Consider the following 19,658-nt stretch of genomic DNA (forward strand, 5'->3'; position numbering starts at 1 on the left):
AACAATGCCGGATTCAGCAGCCGGGACAGTATGGCGTCGAACCGAGAACCAGACGGAAGGAAAAAAGGGGACCGGGTACGGATTCTCCTGCAGAACCTCAGCGGGCCGGTAAACCCGGAACAGGACCCATTGTACCTTGGCTACTTCTGGTTGTTTAATGAGCGAAAGTACTACGAGGCGCACGACATCCTCGAGCACCTGTGGCTCAATACCTCCGGCGTTTCCCACCGTTATTTCAAGGGATTAATCCAGTTTGCGGGTGCGTTTGTGCACTTGAAAAAGCATTATGAACGGCCGGATCACCCCGTCGACAAACGCCGGCTTGCCCCTGCCTGGCGCCTTTTTCGCCTTGCCCAGACGAATCTGCGGCCATACGCACCGGCTTACCTCGGATTCGACGTGCGTGCGGCGCTGAGTCTGGCTCAGACCTACAGGACGCTGCTGGAAGTTTCACAATTCCAGGAGAATCCCTGGGATCCGAAGCATCCGCCCCAGCTCGAGCCTCCCGCCCAGGTCCGGCGGTGAGATCCCCATTTGCCTTACCGGCGAAGCACAATACACTGTGCGCGGTTCGACCATGCGCAAATTTTTCAAGCTCTCGTTCCTGGCCGCGGTTCTCACTCTGGTTGCGGTGCCTGCGCGCGCCCAAATGGCGGTTGCGGCGTACGTCCTGGAGGACCATGCAACCGGTTACATCCTCGAATCGTACAAAGGCGACCAAAAACGTCCGATCGCCAGTTTGACCAAGATTGCCACCACGAAGATCGTCCTGGACTGGGCGCAGCGGACCAATACCGATCTTTCCCAGCAGGTGATTGTGCCCGTTCAGGCCATGGGTCCGGGCCTGACGAGCCCCGTCGGGCTGGTGCCGAACGATCTGGCGAGCTACCGCGACCTGATCTACGCGGCGTTGCTGCAGTCCGACAACATTGCCGCATCGACCCTCGCTTTCTATGTGGGTTCAGCCCTGCGCGCGCAGGGGGGCCCGGAACTGCGGGATCTGGCCGCCATCGACGCCTTTGTGGCCCAGATGAACGCCTTGGCCCGGGAACTCGGCATGGAGCGCACGCTCTTCGTAAATCCTCACGGGCTGGAGCCGCCGCGGGGCTTGCAACCTTATTCAACGGCGCTCGATCTGGGCAAGCTTACCATCTACGCCATGCGTGATGCGGCCTTCCGTTTCTACGTCTCCCAGCGGGAGCGTAAGGTTGCAGTCACCCGTAACGGGCAGGTTCTGCAATTCGTGTTGCGCAACACCAATGAGCTTGTCGGGACGGCCGGGGTGGACGGGGTCAAAACCGGGACCACGGCCAAAGCGGGCAACTGCCTGATTTTATCCTCGCAACACGATCCCGAGGTCAAGCAGCAGGGTGCCACCACGCTGGTAACGCCACGCCGGGTAAACGTCGTTGTCCTGAGTGCCGCAGACCGGTTCGGGACGGGTAGCCAGCTCCTCGCGCGCGCATGGTTGTTGTACGACCAATGGGCGGCGGCGGGCCGCCCGGCGGCCCAGCCCTCTCCGCGTTAAAGACCGTTAATTTCGGTCATAAGGTAACGCTATATGTACAAAATGTGGCTCCGCGTGATAATCTGCGCCGATTAACGCATGGCAACAACCGGCAAACATCCGTCTGCGGCCGCTTTCGTCAGCACCCGGTTTGCCGCCACGGCGGCCACCCGTTGAGGCGTGGCCCGGAGTCTCCCCGGCAACGCCGCGTTGCACCCTGCCACCTACACCTTACCATGGATCCTCTGCTCGAATTGCTGCACCAAAACGCGAAGCTAAGTCGCGAAGATCTCGGTCGAATGTTGAAGTTGTCGCCCGCCGAGATCGACGAACGGATCCACCGTTACGAGGCTGACGGCTGGATTCTGGGCTACCAGGCCGTGATCGATCCCGAGAAGGTGGATGCCGATGCCGTCACCGCTTTCATCGAAGTGAGCATCACTCCGGAACGCGGCGGCGGTTTCGATCGTCTCGCGGAACGCATCGCAAGGTTTGATGAGGTCAAGACCTGCTGGCTCATGAGCGGTGGCTACGATCTGGCCGTCATGGTCGAGGGGGATAACCTGCGTGAGATTGCCCGGTTTGTCTCGGAGAAATTAAGCACGGTTGAAGGCGTGATCTCGACCGCCACGCGGTTCCGGCTCAAAACGTACAAGCAGAACGGAATGCTGCTCAGCCGCGGGGAACGCGCGGAACGTCTGGCGGTTGCACCCTGACGCGCGAAATCGCGAAATCGATTATGAATACCGCTCTTGATCCCGCGCGTTTTGTTGCCGAGCACGTTAAAAACATCCCTCGCTCGGGTATCCGCGATTTTTTTGAGATCGTCCAGTCGATGTCTGATGTCATTTCGCTCGGCATCGGCGAACCGGATTACGTCACCCCGTGGCGGATCCGTGAGGCTGCAATCTTTGCATTGGAGAAAGGCAGGACCGGTTACACCTCCAACCTTGGGTTGCCGCGACTGCGCCAGGTGATTTCACGCTACCTGGAACGTCGCTACGATCTTTGCTACCAGCCGGACGCTGAAATCCTCGTCTCGGTGGGTGTGTCGGAGGCCCTCGATGTGGCGCTGCGCGCCACGCTGAACCGCGGCGATGAGGTCATTTACCACGAGCCAAGTTACGTTTCGTACCGTCCGAGCATCGCGCTGGCAGGGGCCACGGCCGTCCCCGTGCAGACGCGGGCGGAAGACGCGTTTCGTCTGCGCGGGGAGGCGTTGCGGGCCAGCCTTACCCCCCGGACCAAAGCGCTGCTGCTGAGTTTTCCGACCAATCCAACCGGCGGCGTGCTCGAGCGCGACGACCTGGCGGCGATTGCGGAAGTTTGTACCGAGCATGACCTCCTGGTTTTTGCCGACGAGATCTATTGCGAACTCGTCTACGACGGGGTTCAACACGTCTCAATCGCATCCTTGCCGGGCATGCGGGATCGCACGGTGGTTCTCAACGGCTGCTCCAAATCGTATGCCATGACCGGGTTCCGCGTTGGGTATGCGTGCGCGCCCAGCGCGCTCATCGAGGCGATGATGAAAGTGCACCAGTACGCGATCATGTGCGCGACCAGTATTTCGCAGGAGGCGGCCATTGAAGCGCTTGAGAATTGCGACCGCGAAGTCGCCGCAATGCGGGACGATTACGAGCGGCGCCGCAATTATGTGGTCGGCCGGCTGAATGCCATGGGATTGCCGTGCCACGCCCCGAAGGGCACATTTTATGTCTTTCCTGAAATTGCGCCCACCGGACTGAGCAGCCGCGACTTTTCGTTGCAACTGTTGAAGAAGCACAAGGTGGCCGTGGTTCCCGGTATGGCTTTCGGTACCAGCGGGGAAGGATTTGTGCGGTGCTGCTTCGCGACCGGGCTCGACCAGCTGCGCGAGGCGATGGACCGGATGGAGAGGTTCGTCCAAGACGCCCGCGCCTGATCAGGCGGCAACACCGGCGCGAACGGAAAGATCTTCATGGACCCAGTCCCTGACCCTATCACCCGTGCAGTCATCCTGGCCGCCGGACGAGGCACGCGCATGCGGGAACTCACTCACGAGGTGCCGAAACCGATGGTGCGCGTGGCCGGTCGGCCGGTCCTCGAGCACATCGTGACCGGCCTCGCCTCAGCCGGGATCAACCAGATCCTGGTGGTGGTCGGCTATCGCAAGGAGGTCATCACGGACTATTTCGGCAACGGGTCGCCGTTCCGGGTCCGCATTGATTACGTCGAGCAGGTGACCCAGGATGGCACCGGCCGGGTGGTGGCGCTGGCGCGCGCGTTCGCCGGAAGCGCGCCGTTTCTGCTGAGCTACGGCGATATCCTCGTCAATGCCTCATTTTACCCGCAGCTGCTCCAACTCGATGATGCCGAGATGCTGCTGTCGGTGCGCCGGTCGACCGATGTTTCCAAGGGCGGAGCGGTCTACCTCAATGGCGCGATGGAGCTTACCGACCTGAAGGAGAAACCTAAACCGGGAGAAGCGGCCACGCCGTGGTATAACGCCGGGATCTATACCTTTCGGGAAAGCATTTTCGCCTACGTGGCCCGACTGCAGCCCAGCCCCCGCGGCGAATACGAGCTTACCGACGCCATTCGCTCAATCGCACAGGCCGGCCGGAAGGTCCGGGCCATTGAGGTGACCGGTGACTGGGTGGACGTGCGCGACCCGGAAGTACTGGCCGAGTTGAATCGACGGCACGCGCAGGGCCGCCGCGAGCCGCCCTGATCTGCATTCAACCTGGCCTCATGCCGACCTCAATCGCCGTCGAGCGGCGTTCCTCAGCCCACCCTTTCGTCGTTCCGTTCGGGATCTTTGCGGCGTTCCTCATCCTGAACCAACTCCTCGAGACCGCCTGGCCCGACGCAAGATTTCTGGTTTACCCCCTGCAGACCCTCGTCTGCGGCTATGCCTTGTGGCATTACCGCCTGGCCTACGGACCGCTTCGGGCCCGCGGCCTGGGGTTCGGGGCCATCACCGGTGTTCTCGTTCTCTGCTTCTGGGTGGCGCCCCAGCTCTTCGGCTTTGCGCCGCCCCGCACCGGCGGGTTTAATCCTGAGCGCCTGGCCGCCTTTCCCGGTCTTTATGCTCTGACGCTGGCAGTCCGCTTCTTGCGGCTGGTCATCGTGGTGCCGATTCTGGAGGAAGTCTTCTGGCGGGCGTGCGTCCTGCGCATCCTGATCCGGCCGGATCTTTCGAGTGTTCCATTCGGCGCTTTCAGCTGGAGCAGTTGCCTGGCAACGGCGGGCCTGTTCGCCATTGAACATCAACCACCCGATTGGCCGGCCGGCTTTCTGGCCGGCCTGTTGTACAACGCCGTCGCTTACCGGACCCGGAACCTGGGCGCTTGCATCTTTGGCCACGCGCTGACCAACCTGGGCCTGGGCATTTACATCTGCGCTACCCGCCAGTGGGGCTTCTGGTGAGAAAACCGGTGACGCGTAATGGGTAACGTGTAACGAGTAACGAGTAACGCGTAATAGTTGCCGCCATTATCCTGGTGGGTTACACGACGCCGTAGCCCATTACCCGCTACCCGCTACTCGTTACCCGCTCCTCGTTACTCTCCATGAAAGAATACCTTTTTGCCCGGCAGAAAATGGTCGATGCGGCTCTCGACCGTTTCCTGCCCAAGGCCAGCGTGAAGCCTGCAACCATTCACAAGGCCATGCGCTACAGCGTGTTTGCCGGAGGCAAACGCCTGCGTCCGATCCTTTGCCTCGCGGCCGCGGAATGTTGCGGCGGCGATCCGGCGGAAGCGTTGCCCCTGGCTTGCGCGGTGGAATGCATCCACACCTATTCTTTGATTCATGATGACCTGCCCTGCATGGACGACGACGATTTCCGTCGCGGCATGCCGACGTCCCACAAGGTTTTCGGAGAGGGCATCGCCGTATTGGCGGGAGACGCCCTGCTTACGTATGCGTTCGAACTTGCTTCCCAGGTGCCGGGGTGGCCCCGGTACTCGCCTCGTGACGTGATCCGGGAACTGGCCGTCGCGAGCGGGAGCCGCCACCTGATTGCCGGCCAGGTGATTGATCTGGAGAGCGAAGGCAAGAAGGTTCCTTTGCCGTTGCTGAAGTTCATCCACGAGTCCAAGACCGCCGCGCTTCTCCGTTGTTCCCTGCGGCTGGGGGCCATGAGCGCCAACGCGGGCCCGGCCAGGCTCCAGCGTTTATCGGATTTCGGCCAGGCTTTGGGCCTCGCCTTCCAGGTGATCGACGACATCCTGGATGTAACCCAGACCACGGAAAAGCTCGGAAAGAGCGCCGGCAAGGATCTTGCCTCTGAAAAGGCCACTTACCCCGCCCTGGTTGGGCTCGACAAATCGCGCCGGACCGCACGGCAACTGACCGAACAAGCGCGCGAGGCGCTCAAACCGATCGGCAAACCGGCCGCCGACCTCCTTGCGCTGGCCGATCACCTGCTCCAGCGGGATTTCTGAGAAGAAAATGCCGCAAATGACGGAGCGGCTTACGCCGGTTCCCGAAGGGAGCCCTCCTCGAAGCCTTCCTTAGACCCCTGAGCTTTACCCGCATTTTTTGAGGGCGGCGCGGGGACGGCCGTGACCGTCTTACGGCCCGAAGGGCCAAGGGAACTTAGCCCAGGGTAAACCCCTCGACCTGATCCGCGATTCTGCCAGCATCAGGCAAGACCCGGCACGCGCCACGCGTCCGCTCTTCTCTCTATACCGTTTCGACGGCTATGGAGGTAAAATTTTGTCTTCCTTCCCAGGTGCCCTGCCGGCGTTACACCTATTAGACCGTATAAACGGTCCAGGCCCAACGGGCCGGGAGGCGGTTTGATGGCCTGAAGGGCCGTAAGACGGTCACGGCCGTCCCCGCGCTGCCCTCAAAAAATGCGGGTAAAGCTCAGCCTTAGGCAGAGCGTGGTTAAAGCCGGACGCTGAAGTGGCCGGTCGAAGATCGCTCGCGGACATTCCGGGGCAAAGAACGACGTCCGGTACTCGCCACGGCGTTCCATCATTTGCGGCATTTTTCCGGTTGTGGCATTCGTGGCATTTTGCGCTTGTCATCCCTGGACAACCGTGGCACTTTGGCCTCCTTTTTTAACTACCAGTGACCATGGCGTACGCAATCATTCGAACAGGGAGTAAACAATACCGGGTCAGCCCTGGCGATACCATCGCGGTGGAAAAGCTGCCGGCCGAATCCGGTGCCAAGGTAACCTTTAGCGAAGTGGTGTTGCACGTCGAAGGCACGGAGGTCAGGACCGGTACCCCGTTCCTGAACGGGGCAAAGGTCACCGGTGAGGTTTTGGAACAGTTCAAGGACAAAAAGGTGATTGCATACAAGTTCAAACGGCGGAAAGGTTACCACCGTACCGTGGGCCACCGCCGCCGGTTGACGCGCGTGCGGATCGAGTCGATCGAACTTTAGAGTCCTTCCAGGGGTTTTGGCGGTTTTAATTTAGTCTAAGTTTTCCTTTATGGCGCATAAGAAAGGCCAGGGCAGCGTCAAGAACGGGCGTGACAGTGCCAGCAAACGTCTTGGTGTGAAGAAATTTGGCAGTGAGCAGGTTGTTGCGGGTAACATCATTATCCGCCAACGGGGCACCAAGTTCTTGCCGGGTAAAAACGTGGGGTTGGGGCGCGACTACACAATCTACGCTTTGGTGGACGGCATCGTACGGTTTGACCGTGAAGGTCGCCGCGTGAATGTCGATCCCGTAGCGGAGGCGCTAGTGAGCTCGCAAAGTTGATACCGGCTATAAAAATTCCCTCCCGACGGAAAAGCGCCTCAAATCCCGAGGCGCTTTTTTTATTTATCGCGTATGTTTAACGTCGTCCTTGTCGAACCTGAAATACCGCCTAACACGGGCAGCGTGGCCCGGCTTTGCCTGGCCACGGGCAGCACGCTTCACCTTGTGAGGCCGCTCGGTTTTTCCACAGACGATCGTTACCTGCGCCGGGCCGGCATGGATTACTGGACGCAGGTCCGGCTGTATTACTGGGAATCGCTCGCGCAGTTCCTTGACGAAACCGCGTCGGCCCCGGGGCGTTACTTTCTCACGACCAAGGCAACCCGCCGGTACTGGGAGACCCGTTACCGGCCCGAGGATTTCCTGGTGTTCGGCCGGGAAACGAAAGGCTTGCCCGAGACACTCTTGCAAGCGCAACCGGACCATTGTTTCAGGATCCCGATGCGGCCGGAAGCACGGAGCTTGAATCTGGCGACCGCGGTCGCCATCGTACTGTTTGAAGCCGTCAGGCAAACCCAAACCTGTGATTTCTGAACCTCAACTTGTCGCGCGCGATCTGCGCCGTTCGTTTCGGATCGGTTCGCGCCGGATCGAGGTGCTGCGAGGCATCAGCCTGACGGCCATGCGCGGTGAAGTCATTTTCCTGTGCGGCGCCTCGGGGGCAGGCAAAACAACCCTGCTGTACTCGCTGGCTGGCCTGGAGCGGCCGGAAGCCGGGGAAGTCCACTTCGAAGGCAAGCCGCTCTACCGCAATTCCTTTGAGGACGCCAGGTTGCGCAACCGCAAGATGGGCTTTGTCTTTCAAAGCTACTTTCTGCTGCCCGAGTTAACGGCCCTTGAGAACGTCCGGCTGCCATCCCTGATCCGGAGCCGCTCGCAGGACAACCTGGCCGCGTCCTACCTGGAGCGGGTGGGCCTGGCGGACCGGATGCATCACCTGCCGAGCGAGATGTCCGGCGGCGAACAGCAGCGGGTCGCAATCGCACGAGCCCTGGTGAACGATCCTGCCATCCTCTTTGCCGACGAACCGACGGGCAACCTGGACTCGGCCAGCGGCCGGGCCGTCATGGAGCTGCTCCTGGAACTGGCGCGGGAAAAACAGCGCACCCTTTTGGTCGTAACCCACGACCGGCAACTCGCCGGTCTGGGAGACCGGCAGATTTTTATCCGCGACGGCCTCCTGGTCCACCAACCCGCCGCACCCGTCCTCTCAACCTCATCGTCCTGAACATGAACCTCAAAATTTATCTCGACGGAAGCTTCTATGACCAGGCGGAAGCAAAGATTTCCGTTTTCGATCACGGCCTGCTTTACGGCGATGGCGTCTTCGAGGGGATCAGGTTCTATCATGGCCGGGTATTTCGCCTGGAGGAACACATGGAGCGTTTGTACGACTCAGCGCGAGCGATTGCCCTGCAGATACCGATTTCAGCCGGCGAGATGATCGCGGCCACGCTTGAAACGGTGCGCCAGAACAACCTGCACGACGGGTACATCCGCCTGATCGTCACCCGCGGCGTCGGTTCCCTTGGTCTCAGCCCGGACAGTTGCCGTCGGGCCAGCGTCATTATCATCGCCGCGTCGATCGCCCTTTATCCCGAGGAACTGTACGAAAACGGCCTGACGATGATCACGTGCGCGACCCGGCGCATTTCGCCCGCGGCGTTGAGCCCGCGAATCAAAAGCCTGAACTACCTTAACAATGTCATGGCCAAAATCGAAGCGCAGCACGCAGGCGCGGCTGAAGGGGTCATGCTGAACGATCAGGGGTACGTGGGGGAGTGTACCGGTGATAACCTGTTTATCGTCAAACACGGCCAAATCTGGACGCCCCCCCTTAACGCAGGCCTGCTGAACGGGATCACGCGCACCGTGGTCTTTGAACTTGCCCGAGAATTAAACCTGCCCATCGGCGAACGTGAACTCACCGTTTACGACCTTTACACCGCGGACGAATGTTTCCTGACCGGTACGGCCGCCGAGGTCATTCCCGCCGTGGAACTGGATCGCCGTCCCATCGGTAACGGCCGTCCCGGACCCATTACCTTACGCCTGATTGCGGGCTTCCGTGATTTGACACGTTCCTCGGGCACCCCGATTTATGTTTGATCGAGACAAAGGACCCCACTTGAACGGCGCTGGCCGGACCGCGCGCGCGGCAGCCCGTAACGGCTGCTGCAACGCAGCAATCCGCTACAAACGTCCTCGCCTGTATTTTGTGTTTGAGTCGACTTTGTTTCAAGTCACCAACCCATTATCCGTCTGAAAGGAGAGAGGTGTATGACGTGTGATGTTTGTAAAACCAACACCGCCACGGTTTACCTGACGCAGATCGTCGACGGGAACATGAAAAAGATTAATCTCTGTGAATCGTGTTCCAAAGAAAAGGGCGTGTCAGATCCGACCGGCTTCGCGCTTGCCGACCTGTTGCTTGGCCTCGGCGAATCTCAGCAGGTGGAGCCGGCACCGGCCGCCGAACAGTGCCCGGTCTGCGGGTTCACTCAGGCTGACCTGAAAAAGACGGGTCGTCTCGGCTGCAGCGAGTGTTACCGGACGTTTTCCGAAGGGCTCGCCTCTCTGATCAAGGCGATGCACAAGGGCACACGACACACCGGCAAGATTCCGGCTCGTCTTTACCGCAACCTCGCCCGTTCTGACCGGTTACACGAACTTCGGCAGAACCTGCAGGAAGCGGTTCTCAAGGAAGATTACGAATCGGCGGCGTCGATCCGAGACGAAATCCGCCAATTGGAAATGGAGACATGAGCGCAAAAATTGCATCCATTCTGGCCGCGCCGGGAGACTGGTTAGCGCCGGATGCCGGCCATCACCCGATCGTCATCAGCAGCCGGGTCCGCCTGGCCCGCAATCTGGCCAAGGTACCTTTTCCGGGTTGGGCCAAAAAGGCGGAACGCATCCGGATCCTGGATGAGATCAAGCCGGGCGTTGAAACGCTGACGGCAATGCGGGGCGCCTTTTCTGAACAACTGAATGACCTGTCGGCAACCGAAAAGCAGGTGCTGGTGGAACGGCACCTGATCAGCCGTGAGCATGCCGCCAAAGGGATGGGCAGCGGCGTGGTAATCAACCCCGCGCAGACGCTCAGCATCATGATCAACGAAGAGGATCACCTGCGCATGCAGGCGATCACCTGCGGGCTGGAGTTGATGAAAACCTTTCAGATGGTCGATGAGGCAGATACCTCCCTTGAATCGCATCTCGATTTCGCGTTTGACCCCGCCCTCGGGTACCTGACGGCGTGCCCGACAAACGTGGGGACCGGCATGCGGGCCTCGGCGATGGTGCATCTGCCGGGTCTGGTCCTGAGTGAGCAGATCAACCAGGTGATCAATTCGGTAAACAAGATCGGCCTGGCCGTCCGGGGCCTCTACGGTGAGGGCACCGAGGCGATGGGCAATCTGTTCCAGGTCTCCAATCAGACGACCCTGGGCGAAAAGGAGGAACAGATCATCGAGCGGCTCACCAAGGTCATCGAAACGCTGGTGCAACGGGAAAATCAGGCGCGCGAGAACCTGATGGCAACCCGGGAACGTATGCTCATGGACCAGGTAGGCCGGGCGTACGGGATCCTGACGCATGCCTTTTCGATCGCCTCCAAGGAGGCATTGAACCTGCTCTCCGTGCTGCGACTCGGAATTGACTTGGGGTTTTTCCCCGAACCGTGCCGGGCGCAGATTAACCAATTGCTCATGGACACGCAGCCCGCACACCTGCAACACCTGTCGAAACAGAAACTGGCACCCGAGGATCGAGACTGCTTGCGGGCGGACATCGTCCGCGAAAAGTTGAAAAATTTCCCTAATCCACCTAGTAATAAGACGCCGGGTGACAGAGCGGCAGACCCGGCCTCGGAATCGCAATGATGAACAATTTTACTCCACGTGCACAACAGGTATTAGCGCTTGCGCGTAAGGAGGCTGATCGGTTCAACCATAATTACGTGGGGACTGAACACCTTTTGCTCGGGCTGATCAAACTTGGCCAGGGAGTTGCCGTGAATGTCCTCCAGAAAATGGGCCTCGACCTCGAGACCGTTCGGATGGAGGTCGAAAAACACGTCGGCTCGCACCCCGAAACCAAGATGGTCGGGAACATCCCGTATACACCGCGCGTTAAGAAGGTGCTCGCATTGGCCGGCAAGGAAGCCAAAGCCCTGAATCATTCTTACGTCGGCACGGAACACATTCTGCTTGGGCTTTTACGCGAGGGCGAAGGGGTCGCGGCCAGGGTTCTCAAAAGCCTGGAAGTCGATATCGAACGAACCCGAAACGAAATTTTAAAAGAATTGGATCCCAATTTTACACCGCCTGAAAACGAGGCTGAGCCTCCGCAGGAAGGCAGCAAGAAAGATGTTAAAACGCCTGCTCTGCGTGCGTTTGGTCGCGACCTGACCGAACTCGCGAAGAAAGGCGAGCTGGACCCGGTGATCGGTCGCAAAAACGAGATCGAGCGCGTGATCCAGATTCTCTGCCGGCGCACCAAGAACAACCCGGTTCTTCTGGGGGAAGCCGGCGTGGGTAAAACGGCAATTGTAGAAGGGCTGGCGCAGGAAATCGCCTCCGGCAACGTTCCGGAACTGCTCCGCGACAAGCGCGTGATCACGCTTGACCTGGCTTTGATGGTTGCCGGGACAAAATACCGCGGCCAGTTCGAAGAGCGAATCAAGGCCGTGATGGACGAGATTCGTCGCTCAAAGAACGTCATCCTTTTTATCGATGAACTGCATACGATCGTGGGTGCAGGGTCGGCTGAGGGCGCCATGGATGCGTCCAACATCATCAAGCCGGCGCTGAGCCGCGGTGAACTCCAGTGCGTGGGGGCGACCACCCTGAACGAGTATCGCAAGTACATCGAGAAGGATGCGGCGTTGGAACGCCGTTTCCAAACGGTCAAAGTGGAGGCGCCCTCGCCTGATGAAGCGGTCCAGATCCTCAGGGGTCTGCGTCCGAAGTACGAGGCGCATCATAAGGCCAAGCTGACCGACGAAGCGCTGGATGCCGCGGTGAAACTTTCCGATCGCTATCTGACCGGGCGTTTTCTGCCGGACAAAGCCATCGACGTCATGGACGAAGCCGGTGCCCGCGCGCGCATCAACGCCATGACGCGTCCGCCGGATGTCAAGGAGATCGAGAAGGAGATCGACGGCATCCGCGGCAACAAGGAGGCGGCCATCAAGGCCCAGGATTTCGAGAAAGCCGCTGCCCTCCGCGACTCCGAAAAACAGGCGAAGGACCGTTTGGAACGGATCCTGGCGGAATGGCGCGAACAGCGGGAAGAGCGCGAAGTGCTGGTGACGGCTGACGACATCATGCACATCGTCTCGAAGTGGACCGGCGTGCCCCTTCAGCGGATGGAGGAACAGGAAACGCAGAAACTCCTCAAGATGGAGGACGAACTCAAGCAGCACGTCATCGGCCAGGATGAAGCGGTCGTCGCGATCAGCAAGGCGTTGCGCCGTTCCCGTGCGGACCTTAAAGACCCGCGGCGTCCGATCGGTTCCTTCATCTTTCTGGGCCCGACCGGCGTCGGCAAGACGTTCCTCGCCCGTTCGCTGGCGGAATTCATGTTCGGAGATCCGGATGCCCTGATCCAGATCGACATGTCCGAGTACATGGAAAAGTTCACGGCGTCTCGCCTGATCGGTTCGCCGCCGGGATACGTCGGGTACGAAGAAGGCGGCCAGCTTTCCGAAGCGGTTCGCCGCCGGCCGTATTCGGTGGTGCTGTTTGATGAAATCGAGAAAGCCCACCCGGACGTGATGCACCTGCTCCTGCAAATCCTGGAGGAAGGCAAGATCACCGACAGCCTCGGGCGTAAGATCGATTTTCGGAACACGATCATCATCATGACGTCCAATGTGGGCGCGGAACTGATCAAGCGGCAAACCAGCATGGGGTTCGGCGCGCAGCTCAGCAGCCAGAACTACGAGCAGATGCGCGACAAGATTCTGGAGGAATCGAAGCGGGTGTTTAAGCCGGAGTTTCTCAACCGTTTGGACGACCTCATCGTGTTTCACACGCTCGAGCGGCCGGATCTCGTCAAGATCGTCGATCTGGAAGTGGCCAAGGTGGTGGAACGCGTTCGCTCGAAGGATATCCGGATCAGCCTGGATCCGTCGGCGGTCGAATTGCTGATCGACAAAGGCTACGACCCGACTTACGGCGCTCGGCCGATGCGGCGTGCGGTGGAACGCTACCTGGAAGATCCGTTCGCGGAAGAATTACTGCGCAGCAACATCAAACCGGGCGATACGGTGGAAGTGCACGCCGCAGGCGAACGCCTGGCTTTCAGGGCGGTCCAACCCGAGCGCAACGAACCTGCGAATGCCTGATTAATTACTTACTAAAGCAACCAACCTTAATCGTCAGATACGGAAAGGCCGGCGAAATGCCGGCCTTTCTTTTTAATTGCCACAAATTAAGAAGTGGCGGGTAACGGGTGCCGAGTGCCGGTCACACCGCGGGCACAACGTAAGAGTTCACACGGCGAACACGGCGGGAAGACAAGATTATCCAGCAGCCGACGTTCGGCTCTCAGCAAGGATTACGCCGTCTTTGTCCCGGAGCGGCGGTAGCCTGGAACTTTAATGCCGAGCACGCTCGCCGCTCCGGGGCAAAGACGGCGTAGATTCTCGGCGTGCCTGACCAGCCCACCGTCACTCCTGGCATTCGTCTTCCCGCCGTGTTCGCCGTGGCCCGCCGTGTTCGCCGTGTGAACTCTTACGCTGTGCCCGCGGTGTGACCGACACCCGCCACTTCTTCGTTTGTGGCATTTTTCCGCTTGTGGCATTTGTGGCATTCCATGGAGTGGCAGATGCGCGGATCGAGCCTCGATTTCACCAGGTCGGGCCAGCTCATGGGCATCCTTAACGTTACGCCCGACTCGTTTTCGGACTCCGGTAGCTTTCTTGATTTTGCCGCCGCCATGGCTCACGCGCGACGGCTGATCGCGGAGGGCGCGGCGGTGATCGACGTCGGCGGCGAATCCTCCCGGCCGGGCTCCGATCCGGTCAGCCTCGAGGAGGAACTCCGGCGCGTCCTCCCGGTGATACGCGCCCTGCACGGGGAGTACCCTCACCAGCTCATCTCCATCGACACGTACAAGGCGGAGACAGCCCGGCAGGCGTTGGACGCTGGTGCCTCCATCGTCAACGATATTTCAGCCCTGCGCGCCGATCCCCAAATGGCAGCGGTGGTGCGCCGTTATGGTGCCGGGGTGATTTTGATGCACATGCAGGGCACACCGAAAACCATGCAGCGTGCGCCGCGCTACGATGACGTGGTGAGCGAGGTCATCCGCTTTCTCCGGGAGCGCCGGGACGGCGCGATCGCGGCCGGAATCGAACCTGGCTGCATCGCACTCGATCCGGGTTTTGGATTCGGCAAAAACCTGGCGCATAACCTTGCCCTGCTCCGGTCAGCCGGCCAGCTCCGGTCGCTGGACCGGCCGTTGGTAGCCGGCATTTCCAAAAAGTCAACGCTGGCTCGTTTGCTGGGCGATCCGGGCCTGGCAATGTCTGAACGCGTCTGGCCTGGCGTTGCTTTTACCAGCTACCTGCGAGAACATGGGATAAAACTCCTGCGGGTCCACGAGATCAAACCACACCTCGAAGCCTTGCGGATGACGGAGGCCATCCTTGCCGGTTAATGGATTTAATCACAACTTTCATCCGGAATAATTGGAACGGCGGGATCGAGATCCTGCTGCTGACCGTTGCCATTTATTATGCCTACCTTTATTTCCGAGGCACTCGCGGCGCGCGGATCCTGACCGGGGTGGCGATCGTCTTCATCGTCCTTACCCTTGTCTCACAACTCCTGAACCTGACGGTGATCAGCTGGCTGCTGCGCAGCCTTTCAGCGTTCATCGCGATCGCCCTTGTCGTGATTTTCCAACCTGAACTGCGCCGGGTGATGACGGAACTGGGGAGTGGCCGGCTGTTCTTTACGTCTGCGACGCAGAAAAAGGAAACCATCGACATCATCACCGAAACGGTCTTCGAATTGTCCAACCGCCAGGTCGGCGCCTTGATCGCGATTGAGCGTGACACCGGCATCCGGAGCTTTGCCGAGAGCGGGGTGAACCTCGACAGCGAAATCTCACAGGAATTGCTTCTGACGATTTTCTACCCTAAAACCCCGCTGCACGATGGCGGCGTAATCATCCGCGAGGAACGAATCCAGGCCGCGGCTTGCGTTTTCCCGGTGAGCCAGCGCGAGGACCTTGACCGTACGTTCGGCCTGCGCCACCGCGCCGGGCTCGGCATCTCCGAAGAGTCGGATGCCGTCGCTATTGTCGTTTCGGAGGAGACCGGGCATATTTCCCTTTGTTACCGTGGCCGGATCGAACGCGGCTTCAAAGTCGGCCAATTTGAAAAGAGGCTCTCCGAGCTTCTCCTGCAGGTCGACGATCAAACCGAAACAGGTTCGGAAAAGACGCTCTCCCATACGGAGGCCGGTCCGGTCGACTGATGCAGCCCATGAAGCGTCTCTTTTTCGATAACTGGCAGGCAAAGTTGATGTGTTTGATCGTCGCAACGGCGGTTTGGTATCTCATAAAGAAGAACGTGGATTCGGTCTCCGAACAGATTCAGCCGGAGCGCCGGGCGATCCTCCCGGCTCCGGGCCGGTAACTGCTCGTCGCATTGCGGTTGAACGGGACGCGAGAACGGGCGGGAATCGGAGCGCCGGGGCGGGGAGAGTTTTGCGTTGACCCGCAGGCGATTCCGGCCATGCTCACGCGGTGCGTACGCGCATGTTTGGAACCGATGGCATCCGGGGTTTGGCAAACCGGGAACCGATCACGCCGTTATCGGCCGTGAAAGTCGCGATGGCGGCGGCTGCGGTTCTGGTCGCGCCGAAGCCGTGGAGCACGCGTCCCCACGTGGTCATCGGCAGAGATACCCGCGCTTCCGGCGAATACCTCGAACAGGCGCTCGGGGCTGGTTTGGCGGCGGCCGGCGTGGATGTTCTCACGGCCGGGGTGATTCCCACGCCGGCCGTCGCTTACCTGACGCGCGATTCTGGGGCCGCCTTTGGCGTGGTCGTTTCGGCATCGCACAACCCTTTTGACGATAATGGGATCAAGTTCTTTGCCGGCTCCGGTTATAAGCTGACGGACGCTGAAGAATGGGCGATTGAAAATGCATTCGACGAAGTCGTGCCGGGTTCACCGCTGCCCGTCGGCGCAGGCGTCGGCCGGATCCGATCGTATCCGAGTGCCGCCGGTCAATACGCCGGCTTTGCGGTTTCGACGGTGCCTCAGAACGTCTCGCTCGCGGGCCGGCGCGTCGTCCTGGACTGCGCCAACGGGGCCGCGTATCACACCACGCCTTTGGCGCTGCGGACCCTCGGCATCGAAGTCGAGCTGGCGCACGCCGAGCCCGACGGCTACAACATCAATGCCGGGTGCGGGAGCATGCATCCGGAGGTCATTGCTGAGCGGGTCAAGGCACGGCCGGGTGCAGTCGGGATCGCCCATGACGGTGACGCCGACCGCGTGCTGTTCTGCGACGAAAATGGCGAGATCGTGGACGGCGACGAACTTCTCGCGCTCGCGGCCGCCGACTTGCTGGCTCAGGGGCGGCTCCGCGAGAACACACTCGTTGCGACTGTGATGAGCAATTATGGGCTCGATGCCGCCCTCGCCGGGCGTGGCGCTAAAGTGTTGCGCACCGGGGTCGGCGATCGGCATGTGATCGAGGCAATGGTCGAGCGAGACTTGAATCTCGGCGGCGAACAGAGCGGCCACCTCATCTTTCGCGATTACGTGACCACCGGCGATGGTCTCGTCGCCGCATTGCAGGTACTCGCGACGATGGCCTCGACCGGCCGGCCTTTGTGCGAGCTGCGTAAAACCCTGCGAAAATACCCGCAGGTTCAGCGAAATGTTCGCGTCCGCGAGAAAGTGCCCTTCGGCGAGGTCGTCCCGGTTCAGACGGCCCTCAATGCTGCGGAGGCGCAGCTGGCGGGTTGCGGACGCGTGCTGCTGCGCTACTCGGGAACCGAGCCGAAAGCGCGTCTTTTGTTGGAAGGCCCTGACCAGGGCCAGCTTCTGCGGCTTGCGGACACGCTGGAAGCCGCGTTGCGCTCCAGCCTTGGGGCATGAAGGCCCTCGTAACCGGAACGGACACAAACGTCGGGAAAACCTACGTGACTGCAGGCCTGACCCGCACGGGCCGCCGCGCCGGACACGACGTCATTGCGGCCAAGCCGTTTTGCACCGGGCCGGCCACGGATGTGGCCGCTTTACATGCCGCCAACGAGACCTGCGAGCCTGAGCATGCCATCAATCCGGCCTGGTTCCATACTCCCCTCGCCCCGTTTGCCGCCGCAATGATCGAGGATCGGCACATCGACCTGGGGCGGGTGCACGAGGTGCTGAGGGAACTCGCGTCGCGTCATGATCACCTCCTCGTCGAAGGCGCCGGCGGCCTCGCGGTGCCTATCCTTCGTGACTACGATTTCCGGGACTTGGCGGAAGACCTGGAGCTTGAAGTCGTTCTCGTGGCGGCAAACCGGCTCGGCGTCATGAACCATGTGCGCCTGACCCTGGAAGCCTTAAATCATCGCCGCCTCCATTGCCGGGCGGTGGTGCTCAACGCGGTAAGCGCCCCTGCCCCTGAACCCGATCTCGCCGAAAGCACCAACCCCGCCATCCTTGAACAACTCATTGACGTGCCGCTCTTCCAGGTCGCCCACGGGCAGACCGATTTCAGCGCACTTGTAAATCATCTTCTAGCCGGTTGAAGCACGTTCAGCGGCCGGGAACTAACGCGAGCTTTCCCGTGGTGCGGCGCGACACGAGGTGGCGGTGCGCTTTCGCCGCCTGATCCAAATCGAACTGCGCCGGTTGACCGAGCTTCAGCCAGCGCTGCTGCAGCCCTGCAAACACCCCGGCGGCTCTTTGTTCCAAACTACGGTGGAACTACCCGCCTGGCCCGAATCCGATGCGCCAGGCGAACCCACACGGGAACCGGGGACTGCAAGTTAACGCTGAACCGCTCGCCACACGCAAAAAGCGGCCGTTCGCACGCCCTCAGCCGAACTGCTTGGGACGGTGACGGCGCTCAAACGCTTACGCGCGCAGGGATGCACAGGAAACGCAGTTAAAGATGCCGCAGTGATCGAGGCAATCAGGACGTGAACGGGCCGGACGGCGTGGCCGGCGTTCACTCGTCGCCGTGCCGGGGTTTTTGGAGACCGCCATGCTGAACAAAAACATCATTGTGATCGGGACGTCCACCGGCGGCATTGAAGCGCTGAAGGTACTCGTCGGCAGGTTACCGCCCGACCTGAACGCCTCCATTTTTATTGTCCTGCACATGGGCCCTGACGGTCTGGGCCTCCTGCCCGAGATTCTGGAGCGGTCCGGGCCTTTGCCTGCCTCGAATGCCCGGCAGGGCGAAGCCATCCAGCTCGGGCGCATCTGCGTGGCTCCGCCCGACCACCACCTGCTTCTGGAGTCCACCGGCCATGTGCGGCTCAGCCGTGGTCCGAAGGAGAACCGCTTCCGGCCGGCCGTCGATCCGCTGTTCCGTTCAGCCGCCTATGCTTTCGGTCCGCGCGTCGTCGGCGTGGTGCTCACCGGTTTTCTGGATGACGGCACCGCCGGGCTCTGGGCCATCAAGGAGCGCGGCGGCACGGCCGTCGTGCAAAATCCCGAGGAAGCACTGGCGCCCTCCATGCCCCGCAGCGCCCTTCAGCACGTGCCCGTCGATCACTGCGTCTCCTTGGAAGATGTCGCACCCCTGCTCGTCCAGCTGGCGCGTACGCCCGTAATGCAGAAAGGAGCCCTACCTGTGCCTAAACGACTGGAAACCGAAGTCAAAATCGCCAAGGAAAATAATGCTTTGGAGGCAGGCATCATCCAGTGGGGCGAGCCGTCGCTGTACGCCTGCCCGGAATGCCACGGTGTGTTGTTGGAACTCAAAGAAGGCAGCAACGTGCGCTTTCGCTGCCACACCGGTCACGCGTATTCGCTGGAAGTCCTGATGGCCGAATTCACCGAGCGGACTGAAGAAACGTTGTGGAACGCGATCCGCTCGATGGAAGAAACGCTGCTGCTGCTGCGGCGAATGGCGACACAGCTGAGCGCGCACGGGCATGACCAGGCCGCGGCTGCGCTGGAGCAAAAGATGCGGGAAGCCAAGCAGCGGGCCGACCTGGTTCGCCAAGCCGTGATGCAGCACGAGAAATTCACTCACACGGCGGGCACAGCGGGGGAGACGGGCACGACGTAAGAGTTCACACGGCGGACCACGGCGACCACGGCGAGAAGATTAAATCATCCGCAGAACACGCAGAAGAACGCAGAAAAGAGAAAACATCCACAGATTACACAGATTGACGCAGATTAAGAGGACCTGGCGGCAACCCTAAGCTTCTCGCATCTACCCCCAGGATGCAGCTCCGAACTCCGAAC

General features: G+C 60.6%; 22 protein-coding genes. 21 read left to right on the forward strand and 1 reads right to left on the reverse strand.

Translation table 11 applies throughout. The annotated features are described in order from the left end of the window. The first annotated feature begins 30 nt into the window (after positions 1-30). The 20 genes from JO015_00815 (at position 31) to bioD (ending at position 17,983) form a co-directional block, all read left to right on the forward strand. The gene (locus JO015_00815; protein ID MBV9997633.1) at positions 31-525 is read left to right on the forward strand and encodes a DUF309 domain-containing protein; all 495 of its coding nucleotides are present in this window, start codon (positions 31-33) and stop codon (positions 523-525) included. A 52-nt stretch (positions 526-577) separates the two neighbouring features. Further along, positions 578-1,528 (forward strand): D-alanyl-D-alanine carboxypeptidase, encoded by a 951-nt coding sequence (locus JO015_00820; GenBank protein ID MBV9997634.1) that lies wholly within the window; start codon positions 578-580, stop codon positions 1,526-1,528. A 215-nt stretch (positions 1,529-1,743) separates the two neighbouring features. Then, positions 1,744-2,223, forward strand: a complete 480-nt coding sequence (locus JO015_00825) for an Lrp/AsnC family transcriptional regulator (GenBank protein ID MBV9997635.1) — start codon at positions 1,744-1,746, stop codon at positions 2,221-2,223. A gap of 23 nt (positions 2,224-2,246) precedes the next feature. Further along, a complete protein-coding gene (locus tag JO015_00830; protein ID MBV9997636.1) occupies positions 2,247-3,431 on the forward strand; it encodes an aminotransferase class I/II-fold pyridoxal phosphate-dependent enzyme in 1,185 nt (394 codons plus the stop codon). Between the two features lie 36 nt (positions 3,432-3,467). Beyond that, positions 3,468-4,220: a nucleotidyltransferase family protein gene (locus JO015_00835; protein MBV9997637.1), complete on the forward strand. Its 753-nt coding sequence runs from the start codon at positions 3,468-3,470 to the stop codon at positions 4,218-4,220. A 20-nt stretch (positions 4,221-4,240) separates the two neighbouring features. Continuing rightward, positions 4,241-4,918, forward strand: a complete 678-nt coding sequence (locus JO015_00840) for a CAAX prenyl protease-related protein (GenBank protein ID MBV9997638.1) — start codon at positions 4,241-4,243, stop codon at positions 4,916-4,918. A gap of 143 nt (positions 4,919-5,061) precedes the next feature. Next, positions 5,062-5,937, forward strand: coding sequence for a polyprenyl synthetase family protein (locus JO015_00845; protein MBV9997639.1), 876 nt, complete (start codon positions 5,062-5,064; stop codon positions 5,935-5,937). A 640-nt stretch (positions 5,938-6,577) separates the two neighbouring features. Further along, a complete protein-coding gene (gene rplU, locus JO015_00850; GenBank protein ID MBV9997640.1) occupies positions 6,578-6,892 on the forward strand; it encodes a 50S ribosomal protein L21 in 315 nt (104 codons plus the stop codon). Positions 6,893-6,941: 49 nt separating this feature from the next. Continuing rightward, positions 6,942-7,214: a 50S ribosomal protein L27 gene (gene rpmA, locus JO015_00855; protein ID MBV9997641.1), complete on the forward strand. Its 273-nt coding sequence runs from the start codon at positions 6,942-6,944 to the stop codon at positions 7,212-7,214. A gap of 72 nt (positions 7,215-7,286) precedes the next feature. Further along, on the forward strand, positions 7,287-7,748 hold the full coding sequence (locus tag JO015_00860; protein ID MBV9997642.1) for a tRNA (cytidine(34)-2'-O)-methyltransferase: 462 nt from the start codon (positions 7,287-7,289) through the stop codon (positions 7,746-7,748). Beyond that, positions 7,741-8,442 carry an ABC transporter ATP-binding protein gene (locus JO015_00865; protein MBV9997643.1) on the forward strand — a complete coding sequence of 234 codons (702 nt, stop codon included), beginning with the start codon at positions 7,741-7,743 and terminating at the stop codon, positions 8,440-8,442. Before JO015_00860 ends, JO015_00865 begins: the two co-directional genes overlap by 8 nt. 2 nt (positions 8,443-8,444) lie before the next feature. Next, positions 8,445-9,323: a branched-chain-amino-acid transaminase gene (gene ilvE / locus JO015_00870; protein MBV9997644.1), complete on the forward strand. Its 879-nt coding sequence runs from the start codon at positions 8,445-8,447 to the stop codon at positions 9,321-9,323. 171 nt (positions 9,324-9,494) lie between these two features. After that, positions 9,495-9,980, forward strand: a complete 486-nt coding sequence (locus JO015_00875) for a UvrB/UvrC motif-containing protein (GenBank protein ID MBV9997645.1) — start codon at positions 9,495-9,497, stop codon at positions 9,978-9,980. Beyond that, positions 9,977-11,098 (forward strand): protein arginine kinase, encoded by a 1,122-nt coding sequence (locus JO015_00880; GenBank protein ID MBV9997646.1) that lies wholly within the window; start codon positions 9,977-9,979, stop codon positions 11,096-11,098. Before JO015_00875 ends, JO015_00880 begins: the two co-directional genes overlap by 4 nt. Then, on the forward strand, positions 11,098-13,566 hold the full coding sequence (locus JO015_00885; GenBank protein ID MBV9997647.1) for an ATP-dependent Clp protease ATP-binding subunit: 2,469 nt from the start codon (positions 11,098-11,100) through the stop codon (positions 13,564-13,566). The genes JO015_00880 and JO015_00885 overlap by 1 nt, the downstream gene beginning before the upstream one ends. Before the next feature lie 470 nt (positions 13,567-14,036). Then, positions 14,037-14,882, forward strand: coding sequence for a dihydropteroate synthase (folP, locus tag JO015_00890; protein MBV9997648.1), 846 nt, complete (start codon positions 14,037-14,039; stop codon positions 14,880-14,882). Beyond that, a complete protein-coding gene (locus JO015_00895) occupies positions 14,882-15,706 on the forward strand; it encodes a TIGR00159 family protein (GenBank protein MBV9997649.1) in 825 nt (274 codons plus the stop codon). Before folP ends, JO015_00895 begins: the two co-directional genes overlap by 1 nt. 8 nt (positions 15,707-15,714) lie before the next feature. Beyond that, positions 15,715-15,867 (forward strand): hypothetical protein, encoded by a 153-nt coding sequence (locus JO015_00900; GenBank protein ID MBV9997650.1) that lies wholly within the window; start codon positions 15,715-15,717, stop codon positions 15,865-15,867. Between the two features lie 122 nt (positions 15,868-15,989). Further along, positions 15,990-17,342: a phosphoglucosamine mutase gene (gene glmM / locus JO015_00905; GenBank protein MBV9997651.1), complete on the forward strand. Its 1,353-nt coding sequence runs from the start codon at positions 15,990-15,992 to the stop codon at positions 17,340-17,342. Further along, positions 17,339-17,983: a dethiobiotin synthase gene (bioD, locus tag JO015_00910; GenBank protein ID MBV9997652.1), complete on the forward strand. Its 645-nt coding sequence runs from the start codon at positions 17,339-17,341 to the stop codon at positions 17,981-17,983. Before glmM ends, bioD begins: the two co-directional genes overlap by 4 nt. 7 nt (positions 17,984-17,990) lie before the next feature. On the opposite strand, the gene JO015_00915 is transcribed toward bioD, so the two are convergent. Beyond that, complete coding sequence (locus tag JO015_00915) at positions 17,991-18,149, reverse strand: hypothetical protein (GenBank protein MBV9997653.1); 159 nt, start codon at positions 18,147-18,149, stop codon at positions 17,991-17,993. Positions 18,150-18,444: 295 nt separating this feature from the next. Between JO015_00915 and JO015_00920 the strand changes: the two genes are divergently transcribed. After that, the gene (locus JO015_00920; protein ID MBV9997654.1) at positions 18,445-19,476 is read left to right on the forward strand and encodes a chemotaxis protein CheB; all 1,032 of its coding nucleotides are present in this window, start codon (positions 18,445-18,447) and stop codon (positions 19,474-19,476) included. Positions 19,477-19,658 lie beyond the last annotated feature (182 nt).

Source organism: Verrucomicrobiota bacterium, from assembly GCA_019247695.1.
Classification (GTDB): Bacteria; Verrucomicrobiota; Verrucomicrobiia; order Chthoniobacterales; family JAFAMB01; genus JAFBAP01.

Excerpts from the sequence above, each read along its gene's own strand:
- JO015_00815 (MBV9997633.1), top strand. The coding sequence starts at position 31 with ATGGCGTCGAACCGAGAACCAGACGGAAGGAAAAAAGGGGACCGGGTA.
- JO015_00820 (MBV9997634.1), top strand. The coding sequence starts at position 578 with ATGCGCAAATTTTTCAAGCTCTCGTTCCTGGCCGCGGTTCTCACTCTG.
- JO015_00825 (MBV9997635.1), top strand. The coding sequence starts at position 1,744 with ATGGATCCTCTGCTCGAATTGCTGCACCAAAACGCGAAGCTAAGTCGC.
- JO015_00830 (MBV9997636.1), top strand. The coding sequence starts at position 2,247 with ATGAATACCGCTCTTGATCCCGCGCGTTTTGTTGCCGAGCACGTTAAA.
- JO015_00835 (MBV9997637.1), top strand. The coding sequence starts at position 3,468 with ATGGACCCAGTCCCTGACCCTATCACCCGTGCAGTCATCCTGGCCGCC.
- JO015_00840 (MBV9997638.1), top strand. The coding sequence starts at position 4,241 with ATGCCGACCTCAATCGCCGTCGAGCGGCGTTCCTCAGCCCACCCTTTC.
- JO015_00845 (MBV9997639.1), top strand. The coding sequence starts at position 5,062 with ATGAAAGAATACCTTTTTGCCCGGCAGAAAATGGTCGATGCGGCTCTC.
- rplU (MBV9997640.1), top strand. The coding sequence starts at position 6,578 with ATGGCGTACGCAATCATTCGAACAGGGAGTAAACAATACCGGGTCAGC.
- rpmA (MBV9997641.1), top strand. The coding sequence starts at position 6,942 with ATGGCGCATAAGAAAGGCCAGGGCAGCGTCAAGAACGGGCGTGACAGT.
- JO015_00860 (MBV9997642.1), top strand. The coding sequence starts at position 7,287 with ATGTTTAACGTCGTCCTTGTCGAACCTGAAATACCGCCTAACACGGGC.
- ilvE (MBV9997644.1), top strand. The coding sequence starts at position 8,445 with ATGAACCTCAAAATTTATCTCGACGGAAGCTTCTATGACCAGGCGGAA.
- JO015_00875 (MBV9997645.1), top strand. The coding sequence starts at position 9,495 with ATGACGTGTGATGTTTGTAAAACCAACACCGCCACGGTTTACCTGACG.
- JO015_00880 (MBV9997646.1), top strand. The coding sequence starts at position 9,977 with ATGAGCGCAAAAATTGCATCCATTCTGGCCGCGCCGGGAGACTGGTTA.
- JO015_00885 (MBV9997647.1), top strand. The coding sequence starts at position 11,098 with ATGAACAATTTTACTCCACGTGCACAACAGGTATTAGCGCTTGCGCGT.
- folP (MBV9997648.1), top strand. The coding sequence starts at position 14,037 with ATGGAGTGGCAGATGCGCGGATCGAGCCTCGATTTCACCAGGTCGGGC.
- JO015_00895 (MBV9997649.1), top strand. The coding sequence starts at position 14,882 with ATGGATTTAATCACAACTTTCATCCGGAATAATTGGAACGGCGGGATC.
- JO015_00900 (MBV9997650.1), top strand. The coding sequence starts at position 15,715 with ATGAAGCGTCTCTTTTTCGATAACTGGCAGGCAAAGTTGATGTGTTTG.
- glmM (MBV9997651.1), top strand. The coding sequence starts at position 15,990 with ATGTTTGGAACCGATGGCATCCGGGGTTTGGCAAACCGGGAACCGATC.
- bioD (MBV9997652.1), top strand. The coding sequence starts at position 17,339 with ATGAAGGCCCTCGTAACCGGAACGGACACAAACGTCGGGAAAACCTAC.